The sequence below is a fragment of the Acinetobacter psychrotolerans genome, assembly GCF_048552595.1.
Taxonomy (GTDB): domain Bacteria; phylum Pseudomonadota; class Gammaproteobacteria; order Pseudomonadales; family Moraxellaceae; genus Acinetobacter.
Window position 1 is genome coordinate 12544 of the sequence record NZ_JBIMDK010000023.1, and the last position, 18032, is coordinate 30575.

At 37.4% G+C, this 18032-nt stretch carries 16 protein-coding genes; 2 read left to right on the plus strand and 14 right to left on the minus strand.

The annotated features are described in order from the left end of the window. Nucleotides 1-2 precede the first annotated feature (2 nt). The 5 genes from dld to ACG94X_RS15380 form a co-directional block, all read right to left on the minus strand. On the minus strand, nt 3-1700 hold the full coding sequence (gene dld / locus ACG94X_RS15360) for a D-lactate dehydrogenase (protein ID WP_419384575.1): 1698 nt from the start codon (nt 1698-1700) through the stop codon (nt 3-5). Between the two features lie 217 nt (nt 1701-1917). Continuing rightward, complete coding sequence (gene lldD / locus ACG94X_RS15365; RefSeq protein ID WP_419384576.1) at nt 1918-3072, minus strand: FMN-dependent L-lactate dehydrogenase LldD; 1155 nt, start codon at nt 3070-3072, stop codon at nt 1918-1920. A 2-nt stretch (nt 3073-3074) separates the two neighbouring features. Next, nucleotides 3075-3818 (minus strand): transcriptional regulator LldR, encoded by a 744-nt coding sequence (gene lldR, locus ACG94X_RS15370; RefSeq protein WP_419384577.1) that lies wholly within the window; start codon nt 3816-3818, stop codon nt 3075-3077. A 53-nt stretch (nt 3819-3871) separates the two neighbouring features. Further along, nucleotides 3872-5542: an L-lactate permease gene (gene lldP, locus ACG94X_RS15375; protein ID WP_419384578.1), complete on the minus strand. Its 1671-nt coding sequence runs from the start codon at nt 5540-5542 to the stop codon at nt 3872-3874. Between the two features lie 515 nt (nt 5543-6057). Continuing rightward, nucleotides 6058-6960, minus strand: a complete 903-nt coding sequence (locus ACG94X_RS15380) for a DMT family transporter (RefSeq protein ID WP_419384579.1) — start codon at nt 6958-6960, stop codon at nt 6058-6060. Between the two features lie 178 nt (nt 6961-7138). On the opposite strand from ACG94X_RS15380, the gene ACG94X_RS15385 reads away from it, so the two are divergent. Then, nucleotides 7139-7990, plus strand: a complete 852-nt coding sequence (locus ACG94X_RS15385; RefSeq protein WP_419384580.1) for a LysR family transcriptional regulator — start codon at nt 7139-7141, stop codon at nt 7988-7990. A 22-nt stretch (nt 7991-8012) separates the two neighbouring features. Here the strand turns inward: ACG94X_RS15385 and ACG94X_RS15390 are convergent, their stop codons facing one another. Then, nucleotides 8013-8348, minus strand: coding sequence for a hypothetical protein (locus ACG94X_RS15390; RefSeq protein WP_419384581.1), 336 nt, complete (start codon nt 8346-8348; stop codon nt 8013-8015). A gap of 221 nt (nt 8349-8569) precedes the next feature. Here ACG94X_RS15390 and argG point away from each other — a divergent pair, with 221 nt between their 5' ends. Continuing rightward, entirely contained in the window at nt 8570-9913 is a 1344-nt protein-coding gene (argG, locus tag ACG94X_RS15395; RefSeq protein WP_419384582.1) for an argininosuccinate synthase, read from the plus strand. Between the two features lie 199 nt (nt 9914-10112). Here the strand turns inward: argG and ACG94X_RS15400 are convergent, their stop codons facing one another. The 8 genes from ACG94X_RS15400 to ACG94X_RS15435 form a co-directional block, all read right to left on the minus strand. Next, entirely contained in the window at nt 10113-10349 is a 237-nt protein-coding gene (locus ACG94X_RS15400; RefSeq protein ID WP_419384583.1) for a hypothetical protein, read from the minus strand. A gap of 120 nt (nt 10350-10469) precedes the next feature. Next, nucleotides 10470-11765 carry an alpha/beta hydrolase gene (locus ACG94X_RS15405; RefSeq protein WP_419384584.1) on the minus strand — a complete coding sequence of 432 codons (1296 nt, stop codon included), beginning with the start codon at nt 11763-11765 and terminating at the stop codon, nt 10470-10472. A gap of 372 nt (nt 11766-12137) precedes the next feature. Then, the gene (locus ACG94X_RS15410; RefSeq protein WP_419384585.1) at nt 12138-13376 is read right to left on the minus strand and encodes a lipase family protein; all 1239 of its coding nucleotides are present in this window, start codon (nt 13374-13376) and stop codon (nt 12138-12140) included. A 191-nt stretch (nt 13377-13567) separates the two neighbouring features. Beyond that, entirely contained in the window at nt 13568-14446 is an 879-nt protein-coding gene (gene ubiA / locus ACG94X_RS15415; RefSeq protein WP_419384586.1) for a 4-hydroxybenzoate octaprenyltransferase, read from the minus strand. A 17-nt stretch (nt 14447-14463) separates the two neighbouring features. After that, complete coding sequence (locus ACG94X_RS15420; RefSeq protein WP_419384587.1) at nt 14464-14961, minus strand: chorismate--pyruvate lyase family protein; 498 nt, start codon at nt 14959-14961, stop codon at nt 14464-14466. 146 nt (nt 14962-15107) lie between these two features. Beyond that, nucleotides 15108-15383: a hypothetical protein gene (locus ACG94X_RS15425; protein ID WP_419384588.1), complete on the minus strand. Its 276-nt coding sequence runs from the start codon at nt 15381-15383 to the stop codon at nt 15108-15110. A 186-nt stretch (nt 15384-15569) separates the two neighbouring features. Next, complete coding sequence (glnA, locus tag ACG94X_RS15430; RefSeq protein WP_419384589.1) at nt 15570-16985, minus strand: type I glutamate--ammonia ligase; 1416 nt, start codon at nt 16983-16985, stop codon at nt 15570-15572. A gap of 431 nt (nt 16986-17416) precedes the next feature. Further along, complete coding sequence (locus ACG94X_RS15435) at nt 17417-17950, minus strand: GTP-binding protein (protein WP_419384590.1); 534 nt, start codon at nt 17948-17950, stop codon at nt 17417-17419. Nucleotides 17951-18032: the final 82 nt, after the last annotated feature.

Genomic DNA, 18032 nt, shown 5'->3' on the forward strand with positions numbered 1-18032 from the left:
GACTATTTCCAGTTTTTCAACTTGGAAGTATGTCCAATACCAACGTTAAATTGATTACTTGGGTCAAGTTTCTGATAATGATTTTTCAAAGCTGGCTTGGCAACATATAAATGTCCGACATTATGTTCAGCAGGATATTCCGCACCACGACCATCCAGTAAATGCCACATCGCATGTTCCATCGCCAAAGGATCTACTCCTTTTTTGACAATATAATCCTGATGAAATACATGGCAAAGAAAATGTCCGTAGTACAGTTTATGAATAATTTTCTCATCCATTTCCTGCGGTAAAGTTTCGACCCATTCACGGTCATTTCGACGCAGTGCAATATCCAGTGCGACAATGTCTTCCACTTCAGAACGATGCGTATCGCGATAACGAATGGCTGCACCTGCAACAGCAAAACGATGTAAAAATGCTTTACGCCCTTCTTCCTCGCTACATTTAAAATAATGACCTGAGTCTTTGTCTTGAAAATACTGCTTTAAAAATATTTCAACCTGTTCAACATCCTGATTTTCAATTCGAATCATCAAGTGATGTTCATACAAATCACGGAATTCATTCATTCGCTGAGGCAAATGATTAGGCAACATTTTCGTCACCAATTGCAAAATTTTATCCGACAAGCCTTTCATGCCAATTTTTTCAAGATAACCATCAACCTTGTCTTTCATGGCAAATGCAGCTGGGACTTTGGCTGTTCCAAACTTTTCAATAAACATGAAACTGTCTTTACCGTATTCTGCACCAATATCATAAGCAACACGGTGAATGTACTCGCCTGCAATAGGTAGACGTGGTAAATCTTTGAGTAAAAAGCGACGGATTTCAGTGAGATCATCATGTGAATTGGTGCCCACATAGAACACCTGACTTGGAATTTTTTCAAAGGTATCCAGTCGTACTGCGAAAACACAGACTTTACCTGCTGAACCTGAAGCTTCAAATAATCGGCTTGGGTCTGCATTAAAACGTGCAGGAGTTGCTTCATCAATCTGTTTAACATCATGTGAATAGCGCTGATCAGATGCACAACAGCTTGAATTATTAATAATATCGCCAAGTTGATAGTTCTTATTTTCAAGCGTATTTAGAATATCCTCAGCTGTATCACCTAGATTCACATCCAGATGATTGACCAGTTCTAATTTACCCGATTCATTCACTCGTGCATATAAAGCTAGTTCTGTATAGGCAGGGCCACGGCGCACCAAAGCACCACCTGAGTTATTGCAAACTCCACCCAAAACCGATGCGCCGATACACGATGAACCAATCACAGAATGTGGCTCACGATTAAAAACCGCAAGTTCTTTTTCTAATTTATCCAGTGTTGCACCCGGTAAGCAAATAACTTGTTTACCATCGTTAATGACCTGAATTCCTACCAGTCTACGAGTACTAATGAGCACCACTGGGCGATCATAGTCATCTCCAAAAGGGGTTGAACCGCCTGTCAGTCCTGTATTGGCAGCCTGCATAATCACGACACAATCTGCATCGACAGCTGTTTTCAAAACCTGCCATTGTTCCAATAAAGTGCCAGGTGTAACGACAGCCAATACCTGCCCTGCACCGTAACGACGACCTTGTCTGTAGAGGCGGGTATCAGCATCATCAGTTAAAACATGTTGCTTTCCAACAATATTAATAAGATTTTTAATGGTTTGCTGTAAAGTTGAATGGGTTTGCATGATGCCTTTTCCATTGATAAGATCCCCTCTCCTCCGCAGGAGAGGGTTAGGGAGAGGTATTTTTAATCAATTAAAGAGATGAGTTCTTCCCTCACCTCTAAGCCATATGTTGCGTAAAAAAGGCTCTTTAATTACAAGCTGAAATCATTCCTAACTCCTCTTTAATAAAGAGGAGGAATATGTTCAGCAATAAGAGGTCTTTACATATAAAGAGTAATCACCCTCTCAACTCTCTATCCAATTTCACCAAACAGTTTTCTGTAATATCTGCAATGGTCTTCGCACCAGTCAACGTCATTGCCACACGCATTTCTTTATCAATTAAATCAAGCAGATTTGATACACCTTCACCACCTGCTGCACCTAAAGCATAAATAAATGCACGACCCAACATACACGTATCTGCACCCAATGCGAGCATGCGCACAACGTCTAAACCGTTACGAATGCCAGAATCAGCAAGAATTTTAATATCACCTTTAACTGCATCTGCAATTGGAGGTAAAGCACGAGCTGAAGATAAAACACCATCTAGCTGACGACCACCGTGATTAGAAACAACGATCCCATCTGCGCCAAAACGTACTGCATCTTTCGCATCTTCAGGGTCTAAAATTCCTTTGATCACCATTGGGCCATCCCAAAACTCACGAATCCACTCAAGGTCTTTCCATGAAATAGATGGGTCAAAGTTATTCCCCAACCAACCAATATAATCTTCTAGACCCGTGGGTTTTCCTAAGTATTTAGAAATATTTCCTAAGTCATGCGGACGACCGAGTAAGCCGACATTCCAAGCCCAGTGCGGATGAAAACACGATTGCATATAACGACGCATGGCTGCATTTGGACCACTCATACCAGAGTGTGCATCACGGTAACGCGCACCTGGAACAGGCATATCCACTGTAAATACTAGTGTAGAACAACCTGCCGCTTTTGCACGTTCCAATGCATTTTTCATGAAGCCACGGTCACGCAGTACGTACAACTGAAACCACATTGGACGGTTAATAGCAGGTGCAACTTCTTCAATTGGGCAAACTGAAACAGTAGATAATGTAAAAGGAATACCTTTTTTATCTGCTGCAACAGCGGCTTGTACTTCACCACGACGTGCATACATACCTGTCAAACCGACAGGTGACAAGGCTACTGGCATCGATAAGGTTTCATCAAATAGTTTAGTTTCCAAACTCAACTGCGACATATCATTCAGAACACGTTGCCTTAATGCAATTTTTGATAAATCTTCTACATTACGTTTAAGGGTGTATTCTGCGTTTGCGCCACCATCAATATAATGAAATAAAAATGGCGGTAAACGACGTCGTGCAGCTTCGCGATAATCGTTAGCAGAAGAAATAATCATACTTAAATCCTGTTTAATCGACTTGCACGTTCACGGCGGGCATCTTCCTCACCGATAGAACGAACTTGTTGAATGACAAATTCGATATGTCCACACACTGCCTTACGTGCAGCTTCTGGATCTTTACGTTCAATTGCATCCATGACTTGAAAATGTTGATCATGCAATTGATCAAAGCGGTGTGATTCCGAATACACTTTTTGTCGCCCCAAAACCACGTTGTATTGAAGTAAATCAAAGAACCCTCGCATGACCTGTATGAGTACCAGATTGTGCGAGGCTTCAGCAATTGCAAGGTGAAAATACGCATCAGCCATTGATGCTTTATCGGCATCACCTATCGACTGAAAATGGGCAATTTGGTCGTAATATTCACGAATTTTTACAAGGTCTTCTGGGGTTGCTCGCTGTGCGGCATACCATGCAGTTCCGCCTTCCAAAATCATTCGTGCTTCTTGAACATCAAAACGATATGACGGATCTTGATCTATCAATTCGCTGATGGGCTGTACAATTTGATGTTGTGACCAATTATGAGGTAAATGCTGTAAATAAGTTCCTGCTCCAACTTTACTGAGCAGCATGCCCATACTGCTCAGTTGCGAAATTGCTTCTCTTAAAGAAGAACGGGATACACCCAGTTGTTCGCACAACTTACGTTCCGCAGGCAAACGATCTCCGACTTGCATATGGGTCTGTTCGATCAATATACGCAGGCTTTGTACTGTTTTGTCGGAGACTTTCATCTGCTTTCCTCAGATTTTGGCAGTGTATGTCATGGCGTGATTCACAAAACCATTTAAGGAATCATCCATGGGAACACATAGGCTTGTAGAGTAACCATAATACCCATCATGATAGTAAACGCTATACTATGTTTTACTGTAAAACGGAACAAATCAGATTCCTTACCCACCAAACCGACTGCAGCACAGGCAATTGCAATGGATTGCGGAGAAATCATTTTCCCTGTCACCCCACCACTGGTATTCGCTGCAACCAATAACACTTCTGGTACACCAATCTGCTGTGCAGTCGTTGCCTGTAATGCAGCAAATAAAGCATTTGCCGAAGTATCTGAACCTGTGAGGAATACACCTAACCAGCCAAGGAATGGCGAGAAGAATGTAAATGCCTTACCCGTATGTGCAAGTGCCAATGCCAAAGTTGCAGACATACCAGAATAGTTAGCAATAAATGCAAATGCTAATACCATACCAATGGAATAAATTGGAATTTTCAGTTCATTAAGTGTTTCACCAAACGTTACCACGGCATCTTTTGGCTTCATTTTTAAGAAGAAAATGGTGATAAGTGCCGCAATAAAGATGGCTGTACCTGTTGCAGATAACCAGTCAAATTTATAAATTGCATCATAATCCTTTACTGCAGGAACAACTGGAGGCAACTTTTGAATCAATTGATGTAAAAAAGGTACTTCGATAGAGAAAACTAAATCATGCAAAGCACCATCTTTAGCGAAGAGATCTTTAAATGGCTTAATACTCCAGATCGTCACCATCACTGTTAATATCGCAAATGGTGACCATGCTTTGGCAATTTGCCCCATCGTATGTTTTTGATTACGTTGTGCCGCAAGATTTTCATCTATATTTACATCTTCATTAGCAAAACGGAAAACGTGTTTTGGCTGCCAGAATTTTAATAAAACAGTTAATGAAACCAGTGCTGCAATAGCTGCGGTAATATCTGGCAATTCAGGCCCGACAAAATTCGACGTTAAATATTGTGCAACGGCAAATGAACCACCAGCAACAATCACTGCTGGCCAAGTCTCTTTGACACCACGCCAACCATCCATAATCGCCATAATCCAGAACAGTACAATCGGCACCATAAACGGTAACTGACGCCCCACCATCTGACTTATTTCAAGCGTATCTACACCCGATACTTGCCCTGCCACAATAATCGGAATACCCATTGCACCAAAAGCTACAGGTGCCGTATTCACAATAAGGCACAGACCCGCTGCGTACAGTGGTTTAAAACCTAATCCGACCAATAATGCAGCAGTAATTGCCACGGGTGCGCCAAAACCTGCCGCGCCCTCAAGGAAGGTACCAAAGGCAAAACCGACCAACAACATCTGTAAACGCTGATCTTCGGTGATGGACAGAATTGAAGATCGAATAATATCGAACTGTCCTGTTTTTACCGAAATTTTATAAAGGAATACAGCACCAATAATGATCCATGCGATTGGCCACAGACCATAAAAGAACCCGTAAATCATGGATGCAAATGCCATCAAAACAGGCATTTTGTATGCAAATAATGAAACCAGTAGCGCAAGTACAACAGTAATTGTGCCCGCCACGCTTCCTTTCATACGGAACACAGCAAGTGCTAAAAAGAAGAAAATAATCGGAATGAGAGCGACTAAACTGGAAATCCAGATATTGCCCATCGGATCATAAATCTGTTGCCATTGTTGAAGCATTGTCATCTCCTTGAAATGCTTTCAGGAAAGCTAAATATGGTCTGATTATCCATCAATATTAATAATTTTGGTCTGACCAATTAAGATATTGTTAAAAAATAAATTCAAAAATACACAACAATAGTAATTTTTATAATCAAAAAGATCAATATTGGTCTGATAAATAATTTATTGGTACGACCAATTAACAAGTAAGTTAGGTACTATAAATCAATATTTACCACACTATTCCAGTGTAGTAATTTAAACAAATAACTTGTTTTTATTTAAATTTTTCTAAAACCTGAACGTATCGTAAATTATTTTTACAACTTTAGTCGTATAAGCATAATTACGCATGGGTATTGACGTCACTTCATTAAATCAAGAAATAAAAAAAATCGTTAAATCAAGTCAATAAGCAAAACTTGAATTCAAAAAGCCAAATGGTGCTGTTCACTATCTCGCTTTTGAAACTGCTTTATTTAAATAAATATTTTCATCTTGAAAGGAATAAAAAATTAAAGAAGTAAGTGATCTATTTATCCAGCTATTCTCGCTATTTTTAACGATTTTACTTTTAGAGAACTAAAAGCGATTCCCGTACAAATCAGTACTGCACCAATGATGATATTGATTGTTAACGGTTCATTCCAGAGGACATAACCAAAAAATAGACTCAAAATTGGAATACACATGATAGAAATAGAAGCAATAAAAGTATCCACTTGACTGACAATCCAATTCCACAAAACAAAGGCAAAGCCAGTGCCAACCACAGCAATATAGAACAGCATGCCATCATTGAATGGATTCATCCAAATATTAAAATCAATCGGTTCAAATGCCAAAGCAACGACAAAAATTGCAATTCCGCCCATGAATAATTGCCAAATAGTCAGTTTCATTTTGTCATAAGTGGCAAAATGCTTTTTCATATATACAGTCGTCAATGCCCAGAAAAAACCTGATGTAATTAAAATCATTTGCCCAATGAGCGATACATTGAAATGAATATGATGCAGTTGAGGCCATAAGATCGCGATCAACCCTAATCCACCCAGCAGCAAGCCTATTATTTTCTGTCTATTTAAATATTCATTCAGAAAATAATGCGCTAAAACAGCAATGAATATAGGCATTGTAAAGACTAAAACTGCCGATAATCCTGAATCGACAAATTGCATAGCAAAAGTTTGTGTCGCATAAAAACCAAAACAAATCATCAAACTAGAAATCATCAATTTTTTCCATTCACCCTGTTTAGGTAAAATTGATTTCCTCAGAATGGATTGCACGACCATCAGAGTCAAAGCTGCCAATATTAATCGCACAGAAATAAATAAGAATGGTGGAAAAATTTGTAGACTGTGTTTGACCAGCCCCCACAATGAACCCCAGATCAGGCATAGCAATGCAATTGCACTGATAACGCGAATATTCATTTGTTGTACTCAACAGGTGGAAAGTCACACAAGTATAAAAAACAAATGACATCATGAATAATGTTATATTTTAATATATCCATCATTTTTTTTAATGTCTATTTTCAAACGAAGCTATTTTATAATCCCCGAAGCTTAAAAATTGAAGGACATTTTTATAAATAAGGAAGCCGTTAACATGAATATAGATATCAGCGACATTAAATGTTTCGTGAACGTTGCCGAATTGAAAAGCATGTCTGCGGCTGCCGTTAAGCTGAATTATTTACAATCCAATATGACGGCTAAAATTAAAAAAATTGAACATCACTATAAACGTCAATTGTTTATTCGAAAACCCAAAGGTGTAGAACTGACCGATTCAGGTATGCATGTCTATGCACAATATAAAAAATTACTTTTCACTTGGGAAGAAACAGAAAATAAAATTTATCAACAAGATATGTATTTGCGTTTTGGTACCAATACCAGTTTAGGCGGCATGCGCTTCTACCCTTCATGCAGCCAGCTTTATATGACTTATCCTGAACTTTCGATCACCATGAAAACAGGTGCAACGGGTTTTCTTGAAAAAGAGGTTCTACAAGGAAATATTGATATTGCTTATGTTTTAGGGCATCCCGATCAAAAAAATCTTCAATATATTCAAAAAGGTAAAGATGAACTTGTGATCATTGGTAAGGAAGTCATTAATCATGAACATTTTACCGATGCTATACATCAGCAAAACCTTTTATTTACCTCACTTGATTGCTGCTATTCGACAACGCTAGATCAAATTTATAGCGACTACAATTTAAACAAAGGTGAGTTTACCCATATTAATGACTATGAAGCATTGATCAATTTTACACAGCTTGGCATGGGTATTTCCATGGTAACGAAATCACTTGCGAAAAAATTTGGCATACAATATTACATCGATGTTCCAGAGCAATATCGCCATATTGGTTTATATCTGATTGCTCGTAATGACCATGTCTTCACGCCTATCGAAAAACAATTTATTGGCTTAAATGATGCTTTATAAATAAATTCAACTATCACTTTCATTAAATATTTGAAACATTTAAAGGTGTGTACTTTTCCCAACGAAAAATTGAGTAATACAGCATCATCACGGCTAAAATAGTTCCAATCGGAACTAAACTTAGCATAAAAATAGTGTAAAAAATTGAACCTAATCGATTTTCCAACCTTCCATATTTCACATTTTTTGCACATAAAAAATGTATATAAATTAAAAATACTTTACCAATTAAACTTCCAATAAAGTATTGAGGCGATTGTATAAAAATGGCAAAAATCATTTGCACCAAATCAAAAATAAGGACATAAGCCACCACTTTATGAAGCGTTGATAATATTTGATTGTTATTTTTCAGCACTATTCTCACCCATTATCTAAATATCCCACTACTTTAATATTTATTGTAAAAACCTAGATTTCTCATATATTAATGGATTTTTTAAATGAAAAATTATGATTTCTATCTATAAAACAAAAAAATGTTTTGAAGAGTGCTACAATATTGCGTTAATAAAATTCTCCTTGGCTACCACATCGTATGGTGCCTATATTTGAAATAGTGAAAAGTTAGGACAAGCAATGACTGATAATGCAACCATCTTGCAGCATGTACCAGTAGGCAAAAAAGTGGGTATCGCTTTCTCTGGTGGTCTAGACACTTCAGCTGCACTTTTGTGGATGAAACAAAAAGGCGCAGAACCTTATGCATATACTGCAAACTTAGGTCAGCCAGATGAAGAAGACTATGATGCTATTCCACGCAAAGCAGAAGCTTATGGCGCAGTAAAAGCACGCTTAGTTGACTGCCGTTTACAGCTTGCACTTGAAGGTATTGCTGCAATTCAGTGTGGTGCATTCCATATCAGTACTGGCGGAATTCCTTATTTTAATACAACACCTTTAGGCCGTGCAGTAACAGGAACTATGCTTGTTACCGCAATGAAAGAAGATGATGTAAATATCTGGGGCGATGGTTCGACGTATAAAGGTAACGATATCGAGCGTTTCTATCGTTACGGTTTATTGACTAACCCTGCACTTAAAATTTACAAACCGTGGTTAGACCAAACTTTTATTGATGAACTAGGCGGACGTGCAGAAATGTCACAATTCCTCATCGATAATGGTTTTGACTACAAAATGTCAAAAGAAAAAGCCTATTCAACTGACTCGAATATGCTAGGTGCGACGCATGAAGCGAAAGATCTTGAATACCTCAATGCAGGTATCAAAATCGTTGATCCAATCATGGGTGTTGCTTTCTGGAAAGATGATGTAGAAGTTAAAGCTGAACAAGTTTCAGTGACTTTCGAAGAAGGTATGCCCGTTGCCTTAAACGGTCAGCGTTTTGACGATCCTGTTGAATTGATACTTGAAGCGAACCGTATTGGTGGTCGTCATGGTTTAGGTATGTCTGACCAGATCGAAAACCGTATCATCGAAGCGAAATCTCGCGGTATCTACGAAGCTCCGGGTATGGCACTTCTTCACATTACTTATGAACGCCTTGTAACTGGTATTCATAATGAAGATACCATCGAACAATACCGCATCAACGGTTTACGTTTAGGTCGTTTATTGTACCAAGGTCGTTGGTTCGATTCTCAAGCGCTGATGCTTCGTGAAACAGCACAGCGTTGGGTTGCTAAAGCTGTGACAGGTACTGTGACTTTAGAACTTCGTCGTGGTAATGACTTTACCATTATGAACACTGAATCTGAAAACCTCACTTATGAAGCTGAGCGTTTAACTATGGAAAAAGGTGATTCTGTATTCACACCAATGGATCGTATTGGTCAATTAACCATGCGTAACCTTGATATTACAGATACCCGTGCGAAACTCGGCATCTATACAAGTGCAGGTTTACTTGCAGTGGGTACTGGTTCTGCTGTTCCACAATTAAAAGACAAAAACAAATAAGTTTGTTTGCTACTTTTAAATGTTGAAAATAAAAACCGCCTTTCATGGCGGTTTTTATATATTGACTCTTCTAGTGCTTTTCAAAATATCAATGAAATCATGAAAATTGAATCTATGAATTAAAAACATGATGCTAAGAAAAGTAAATAAAACCGCTGTATGAGCGGTTTTATTGTGCAACTAGACAAAATACAACCTATTAAGAACCAGTCAACTGTGCCTTAGATTGTTCTGTACCGTGACTGCCTTGATTTTGTTGCTTTTGCAATTCAAATTTCTCTTCTTGTTGTTTACGAAATTGATCATATTTTTTTTGTGTTTCTATATCACTTCTCACAGCAAAAAAAGCCATAACGATAATAAATATAGGGATCAATAGACCCAGTGATGCCACTAAATAAAACTTAATAGTCTTTTTTGAATCAGTTCGTGCCATGTGAATAAACGATCTTTTTAGCTACTTTTTCGGACTCTAAATATAACAGAAGTTGCTTTTTATACAAATTTGAATTTCCATTTAAAAAGTAAAGGAGCCTTAGCTCCTTTACTTAAACTATTAATTCGCTTTCATATATTTCTGAATAAACTCTACAGCTTCTTTGTTTTTCTCAACAATCGCCCCAGTATGGGTTGCATTTAGCACAGGTAAAAACTCTACGTTACTTCCTTTAGCCTTCATTGCATCAAACATCGCTTTAGTTACAGGATACGGAACACTCATATCAGCTGTACCTTGTATAATCAAAATAGGTTTATCAATTTTGACTTCACCAGGTTGGCTATTTTTAAGGAATTGTTTAATTTGCGTACTTTGTTCAAAAGCTTTTTGATCTAATCCAGGATAATCCATTAGTTTTTTATCAGGATTAGCCTTTAAGAAAGCCACAATATCTTGTGTAAAGCGGTAACGAATACTGTCTTCAGGCTGAGTATCCGAATTTGCGCTATCTAAGCACAAACCATTCTCACCTGTCGTCCCTTCAGCTAAAGCAGCAATATCACCTGAACGTTGAGCTGCAAAAATATCACGATACTCAAAACGTGGGTCTACCGCTTTAATGCCAACTGCTGCAAAAGCAGCATAGCTTAATAATGTCGCATAAGCATTAATTGAGCCACTCTTTGCTCGAAATTCTAAAGTCGCACCAGCAGCCAATTCTTTTGCTTCTGCATCATTTAAAGCAGCAGGTGCAACTTTAAAAATAATGGTATCTAAACTTGATGCAGGTGCGCCCGCAACAGCACCTTTATAATTTACATCTGTATTGGCATATTGAGCCGTACCAATAGACGCTTGACCACCCTGAGATTGACCAATTGACATCCATTGTTTATTGAGCAATTTACCATAATGGTCTTGTGCAGCTTGGACGGCTGCAATTGCCGATTTTGCTTCACTTTCTAAATGTAAATATGGATGAATCCCACGAGTACCCATCCCCTCATAATCAGGTGCAACAATAACATAACCTGCTGCCAATAGACTTTTCGCTAAAGGATCTTTAAAACGTGAACCCAATACATTATTGGTTGGCGCACAATTGTCAGCATTGCCTAAAGTACCATGTTCCCACACGACCACACGATAACCATCCGCAGGTTGAATCACTTTTGGAAACAAAACCATTGCGGTTGCTTCAGCCGTTTTTCCTAGAACATTCTTCATGTTATAAGTCATGACTTTAATTGAAGCAGCTTCATCCAATCCTGGAAATTTATAAGCAGCTTCAGAAAGAAAAGTTTTATTCGGAGAAACACCAATATAGTCATCATGACTATTATTACATGCTGTTAAAAATAAAAAAGTAGAACAAGTCAGCGTTATGAGTGACTTTTTAAAAATTTGTTTCACCTTAACATCCTAAAATTGTTAATTTTCAGCTCTCATCTTGAAAGCGATGTTATAAAAACACAATTAGAGTAATAACACTATATTTAGAACAATACTCTGAATTAATAAACACTTGTATAATTATAATTTAATCAAACAAGTTACTCATTCTATTAACTGGGTCAATTTTTACCTAAATATTTAATTGATTATTCAAGTTAATTGCGATTTTACTCTATGACTGATTAAAGCTGATTTGTCTAAACAATGCCTAATCATCATTGGACATACTTAAAATAGTAAAAAACCGCAACACATAGATTTTAACTATGTATCACGGTTATTTTTGGAGGTATTACACTATTCACAATAATGTAATTTTAAACCGAAGCTTTATCTATTAGTTGGCATTTTCGCTTTAATAAAAGCAACTAATTCTGGATTCATCTTCACAATTGCTTCGGTATGAGATGCACCTACAACAGGTAAAAATGTTACATCAGTACCTAAATCTTTTAAACCTTGTTGCAAAACATTAGTTACAGGATACGGTACAGCCATATCTGCTGTTCCTTGAATAATCATGACAGGTGTATTAATTTTCTTTGTCGCAGGTTGGTTATCTGCTAAGAATTTTTTCACTGTAGGGTTTTCTTGGAAACTTCCTGCTAAGCCGGGATAATCCAATACTGTTTTACTAGCATTTTTCACTAAGAAATCACGAATATCTGCAGCAAATTTATTATGTAAATCGTCTAAGCATAAACCATTTTCACCTGTCGTTCCCTCGGCTAATTCTGCAACAGTTCTAGAACGTTCTTGGAAAATTTCACGATAATTAAACTTAGGTTCGTAAGCTGTAATTCCCACAGTTGTATAAGCTGCGTAAGCCAATAATTCCGCATAAACTTCCACGGCTGTTCCCACTGGGGCAGTTCCAGCCTGTTCTTGTTGTAAAATATTTAGAATAGCTTGCGGTGCAACTACAGAAATAATATAGCCTAAACTAGAAGCAGGCGCTCCAGCTACAGCACCTTTATAATTGACATCATTATTTGATAATTCGGCTGTTCCTAATGAAGCATGACCACCTTGCGACTGCCCAACAGACATCCATTGACCATTAATTTGACTACCATAATGGTCTTTATAAGCTTTCATCGCATAAATTGCTGAATTTGCAGCACTTTTTAAATTTAAATATGGATGAACACCTGCCGTACCCAATCCTTCATAATCAGGTGCAATAATGACATAACCCTCTGCCAAAAGGCTTTCAGCCATATTTTTAAATCTTGGATTAAAAGCATTTCTACTTGGTGCACAACTATCACCACCACCAACTGTTCCGTGCTCCCATACCACAACTTTCCAACCATCTGTTGGACGAACTGTCTTTGGCATAAAAACCATTGCTGTAGCATTTTTAGTTTCACCCAATACATTCGGCATATTATAGGTCATCACTTTGACCGATGATGCTGATGTCATTGTATCTAAATTATATGTTTTTTCAGATACATAACTCTTATTCGTTGACCACTGGTTATTGTCATCATCATTACATGCTGCTAAAAATAAGCTTGCACTGCATGTGATCGCTAATAACGTCCGTTTAAATAATATTTTCATAGATCATCCCTCTATTCTATTTTTAACTTACTTTAAGTACTCATATAATTAAGCATAAAAAAAAGCACCTGACTAGGATGCTTTTGAACAATCATTAAAATTATCTTCAACAACCAACTCAATTAAAATTTTATTAAATATTATCAATTATTTAAAATCAATAACACAATATCAAAGATAATTTTAAACTTTTAAATAAAAGCCATAAATATTCCGACAAAAATAATCAATCCAACCCAACGGTTATGGCGAAATGCCCAAAAACAGCGCTGCGGATCTCGATCTTTGGTTTTCGTCCATTGGTAGATAAAATCTAAAATAACCAATATTAACGCGGCTACGCCAAAAGGAATCAGGATATTTTCTAAATAAAGTGCTGCACCAATTAAAACGATACTACTCACCTGCAACAATGAAATAATTTCAATATCATATTTTCCAAACAAAATTGCCGTGGATTTTACCCCAATTTTTAAATCAAATTCACGGTCAGTAATTGCATATTGCGTGTCATAGGCTACAGTCCAAGCCAAATTTCCAAAATACAGCAACCAACAAGTCAAATTAGGTTCAACACCCACTGCTGTATAGCCCATCGGAATTGACCATGAAAATGCAGCACCCAGAAAAACTTGTGGTAAGTGAGTATAGCGCTTCATAAATGGATAAATAAAAGCCAAAAATAATGCACCAAATGACCAATAAAATGATTCAATCGGCAAAAATAGCAACATTGCTGCACTGGCAGTGACTAAGAATAAAAATACAAAAATGGCTTCTTTTGCGCTAATTACCCCTGTCGCCAAAGGGCGAGTCTTGGTGCGCTCGACATGTCCATCCACTTTACGGTCTGCAAAATCATTAATTGCACAACCTGCAGCACGCATAAAAATTGTTCCTAAAATCATTGGAATAAGAATTTTAATCTCAGGAATACCTTTATTTGCAATCCACATTGCCCACATGGTTGGCCAAAAAACCAGTTCTGTTCCAATGGGTTTATCAAAACGGCATAAATAATAATAAGCTTCTAAACGTTGTTGCCAAGTGGTATGTTGCGTCGTCGCCATAACAGTCCTTCAATATACTATTTTGAAATACTTTGCTGTTTTAAAAATTGCTCAAAAGCAGGTAAAAATGTTTCTTGAACAATAAATTTACAGCCATGCCAAGTATAACAACTTTGTCGTGTCCACCCGTCTTCTAATAAAAGCACACGTCTTTCACATGTAGGATTGGTACGCTGAAATAAAAACCTGCCTATCGGTTTACGACCAATATGCTTAAATAATCGTGCTTTACCTTGAATACTCAGAATTGGAAAAATGCTTTTTGCTTTGACCCAAGGCTGCTCATTGCAACCAAATAAATAACTTTCTCTGACCCATGAGGTATGTTGGTGTGACATTCTCATCCACTTTGCATCGTTAAAACTTAAACGTTGGAAATGCTCTTGGATCGGCTCAACTTTAAATATACCATCTGCTAAATCAGTCAGTTGCTGTGTCAATGAACCTGAGGCATACAACCATGTTTTTAATTCAGGAGGACAAATTGGATCCCTTATTGTGCATGATTGTGTCAAAGTTCTACCCTGTGTTTATTGGATGGCTCAGTTTAACTGAAATTTACTGCATTATTTATAATGGTCATGAAATTTTAGAAAGTCAGTTGATAATCTATAGCGAAAATCATTCTGTATACAACTGATATTATAATAGTTTCACTCAACTAAGCATTATCTGTTTTAGCAATTTCTTCATACGTCCCCTGTTGTGTCTTAATCAAGATCATACCTTCCGCACTCAGATAAAATTTTTCAGGATAATCAAACTCCAGAGCCAATTCTGGGTTCTTTAAACCAACAAATTCTACTTGTTTATAACCTTCAGGTGTTCTCGCAGTCTCGATATAAATGACTGTCGAAAAATTCATTTTAAAACCTTTAACATGATCTTTCGGATCTACCCAAGGATAAAAACCCGTATTCTTTTTACGCTGCGCCATATTCACCAACTTACATTTAAAAAATTTACTGCATTCAAAACTCTTCTTTCATCATTACTCACTCTTTATTAGGTTCCCTGAGCAAAGTCTTAGCAGAATAATAGGGACGAATGAAAGAACTCTAATAATGAATCATACAAAAAAACCCGCCGAAGCGGGTCTTTTATCACTTAAATTCCTAAAGAATTACAAGCTGTAGTACATATCAAATTCAACTGGGTGAGTCGTAGTATTTAAACGACGTACGTCTTCAGTTTTAAGTTCGATGTAGGCATCCAACATATCTTTAGTGAATACACCACCCTTAAGAAGGAAGTCATGATCCGCTTTAAGTGCTTCAATTGCCATATCTAGGCTATGAGCAACTGTAGGGATTTTAGCTTCTTCTTCAGGAGGAAGATCATATAAGTTTTTGTCTGCTGCTTCACCAGGATGAGTCTTGTTTTGAATACCATCAAGACCAGCCATCAACAATGCCGCAAAACCTAAGTATGGGTTCATCATTGGGTCTGGGAAACGTGCTTCGATACGTTTGCCTTTAGGGCTTGAAACGTAAGGAATACGGATAGAAGCTGAACGGTTACGTGCTGAGTAAGCAAGCATAATCGGTGCTTCATAATGCGGAACTAAACGCTTGTACGAGTTTGTAGAAGGGTTTGTAATCGCATTCAATGCGCGAGCATGCTTAATGATACCGCCTATGAAATACAATGCCATTTCAGAAAGACCAGCGTATTCATCACCTGCAAACAAGTTCTTACCATCTTTAGAGATAGAGATGTGAACGTGCATACCAGAACCGTTATCACCAACCATAGGTTTAGGCATAAACGTTGCAGTTTTAGCATATTGGTGAGCAACGTTCCAAACAGCATATTTAAACTGTTGAACTTCATCAGCTTTACGAACCATCGTGTTGAAACTTACACCAATTTCTAATTGGCAAGATGCAACTTCATGGTGATGTACTTCTACACGACCTGGGCCCATGATGTCTTCGATACGTGCACACATTTCAGCACGCATATCATGTGAAGAATCTACAGGAGGAACTGGGAAGTAACCACCTTTAACACGTGGACGATGACCAGAGTTACCACCCTCGTAATCTTTGTTCGTAGACCAAGCAGCTTCTTCAGCGATCAATGTATGGCGAGCGCCAGACATATCAATTTCCCACTTAACTTCGTCAAAAACGAAGAATTCTGGTTCTGGACCAAAGAATGCAGTATCACCAATACCAGTCGATTTTAAATATTCTTCTGCACGACGAGCAATAGAACGTGGGTCACGGTCATAACCTTGGCCAGTAGAAGGTTCAATTACATCACAAGTGATAACAACTGTCGCTTCTGCAAAGAACGGGTCAAGAAATGCGGTATCAGGATCTGGACGTAAAATCATGTCAGACGCTTCAATGCCTTTCCAACCAGCAATTGAAGAACCATCAAACATTTTACCATCTTCGAAAGTATCTTCGTCGATTGTGTCTGAAGGGTAGCTTACATGCTGCTCTTTACCCTTAGTATCAGTAAAGCGAAAATCGACCCATTTTGCGCCACTTTCTTGTATGAGTTGAAGGACCTTGTTCGCCATGCTCATTTTGCTCCAATGAATTTTTGTTGCACTTCATAAGTGCGTGTTAGTAGTTGGTATTAATATAGCAATTAGCATACCAACTTTTGATTTGATTGCTAAAATATTGAATTCCTTATTGGAAAATAAGCTTAACAACCTTCAAATTCTGACTATTATACTGTGTCGATTTAGAATTGCACCATATTCAAACACACTTCTTACTTTTAAATGATCAAGTAAATTTTAATGCACTATTTTTGTGCGATTATCTTTAATTGTTTTATCTTGGTGCTCATCCTCTCTTAAAAAATGATCACCACGTATTTTTATACAATCATTATTTAACTTTTTTATGTCACAAATATGAAAAATAATATTTAAATAAGTTTAAGGGTTTTGAATTCAGACACAAGTTTATAAAAAATTTACAATGCCTTTATATAACCTAAACAAACTTAAGCATACTCAACTTCTGCTCGTGCAATAAGTGCTTCAACCGTAAGTAAAACTTCATCTTTTTCTCGCGCATCAATTGCAAAAATCGGCATACTCAATTGGTTCAAATGCATCCAATCTTTATATTGTTTTAATAAATGCTTTGAATCTTCATCGACATGGGTTACGCCCACAACAATATTATTGACATATTCTTTGAATGTTTTGTGATAGAACTTCAAATCTTCTAAAGCGTCTTTTTGGGAATGATCAATTAAAATCACAGCACCGATTGCACCTTTACAGATCACAGACCAAACAAAATCAAAACGATCTTGTCCAGGTGTTCCATACAATCCGACAACCACACCATCTTCTAGTTTAATTTCGCCATAATCAATACCTACTGTAGTTAAGGCTTTATTATGCGCTTGTTGATCCGTATTCTGTGCTTCGGTGGATAAAACTGAAATTTCAGACAATGATTTTATTGCTTGGGTTTTGCCCGCCCCCATTTTGCCGCCAAATACAATTTTATATTGATGTAATATCACTTCTTTACCTTTATTTTTTTACAATCTGTTTTAAACAATATGTTCATTACTTTACAGTGAAATATTTTACATCACTCAGCTT

What these genes read in the sequence shown, in the direction of transcription:
- dld (WP_419384575.1), bottom strand. Translation starts at nt 1,700, where the DNA reads ATGCAAACCCATTCAACTTTACAGCAAACCATTAAAAATCTTATTAAT.
- lldD (WP_419384576.1), bottom strand. Translation starts at nt 3,072, where the DNA reads ATGATTATTTCTTCTGCTAACGATTATCGCGAAGCTGCACGACGTCGT.
- lldR (WP_419384577.1), bottom strand. Translation starts at nt 3,818, where the DNA reads ATGAAAGTCTCCGACAAAACAGTACAAAGCCTGCGTATATTGATCGAA.
- lldP (WP_419384578.1), bottom strand. Translation starts at nt 5,542, where the DNA reads ATGACAATGCTTCAACAATGGCAACAGATTTATGATCCGATGGGCAAT.
- ACG94X_RS15380 (WP_419384579.1), bottom strand. Translation starts at nt 6,960, where the DNA reads ATGAATATTCGCGTTATCAGTGCAATTGCATTGCTATGCCTGATCTGG.
- ACG94X_RS15385 (WP_419384580.1), top strand. Translation starts at nt 7,139, where the DNA reads ATGAATATAGATATCAGCGACATTAAATGTTTCGTGAACGTTGCCGAA.
- argG (WP_419384582.1), top strand. Translation starts at nt 8,570, where the DNA reads ATGACTGATAATGCAACCATCTTGCAGCATGTACCAGTAGGCAAAAAA.
- ACG94X_RS15400 (WP_419384583.1), bottom strand. Translation starts at nt 10,349, where the DNA reads ATGGCACGAACTGATTCAAAAAAGACTATTAAGTTTTATTTAGTGGCA.
- ACG94X_RS15410 (WP_419384585.1), bottom strand. Translation starts at nt 13,376, where the DNA reads ATGAAAATATTATTTAAACGGACGTTATTAGCGATCACATGCAGTGCA.
- ubiA (WP_419384586.1), bottom strand. Translation starts at nt 14,446, where the DNA reads ATGGCGACGACGCAACATACCACTTGGCAACAACGTTTAGAAGCTTAT.
- ACG94X_RS15425 (WP_419384588.1), bottom strand. Translation starts at nt 15,383, where the DNA reads ATGGCGCAGCGTAAAAAGAATACGGGTTTTTATCCTTGGGTAGATCCG.
- glnA (WP_419384589.1), bottom strand. Translation starts at nt 16,985, where the DNA reads ATGAGCATGGCGAACAAGGTCCTTCAACTCATACAAGAAAGTGGCGCA.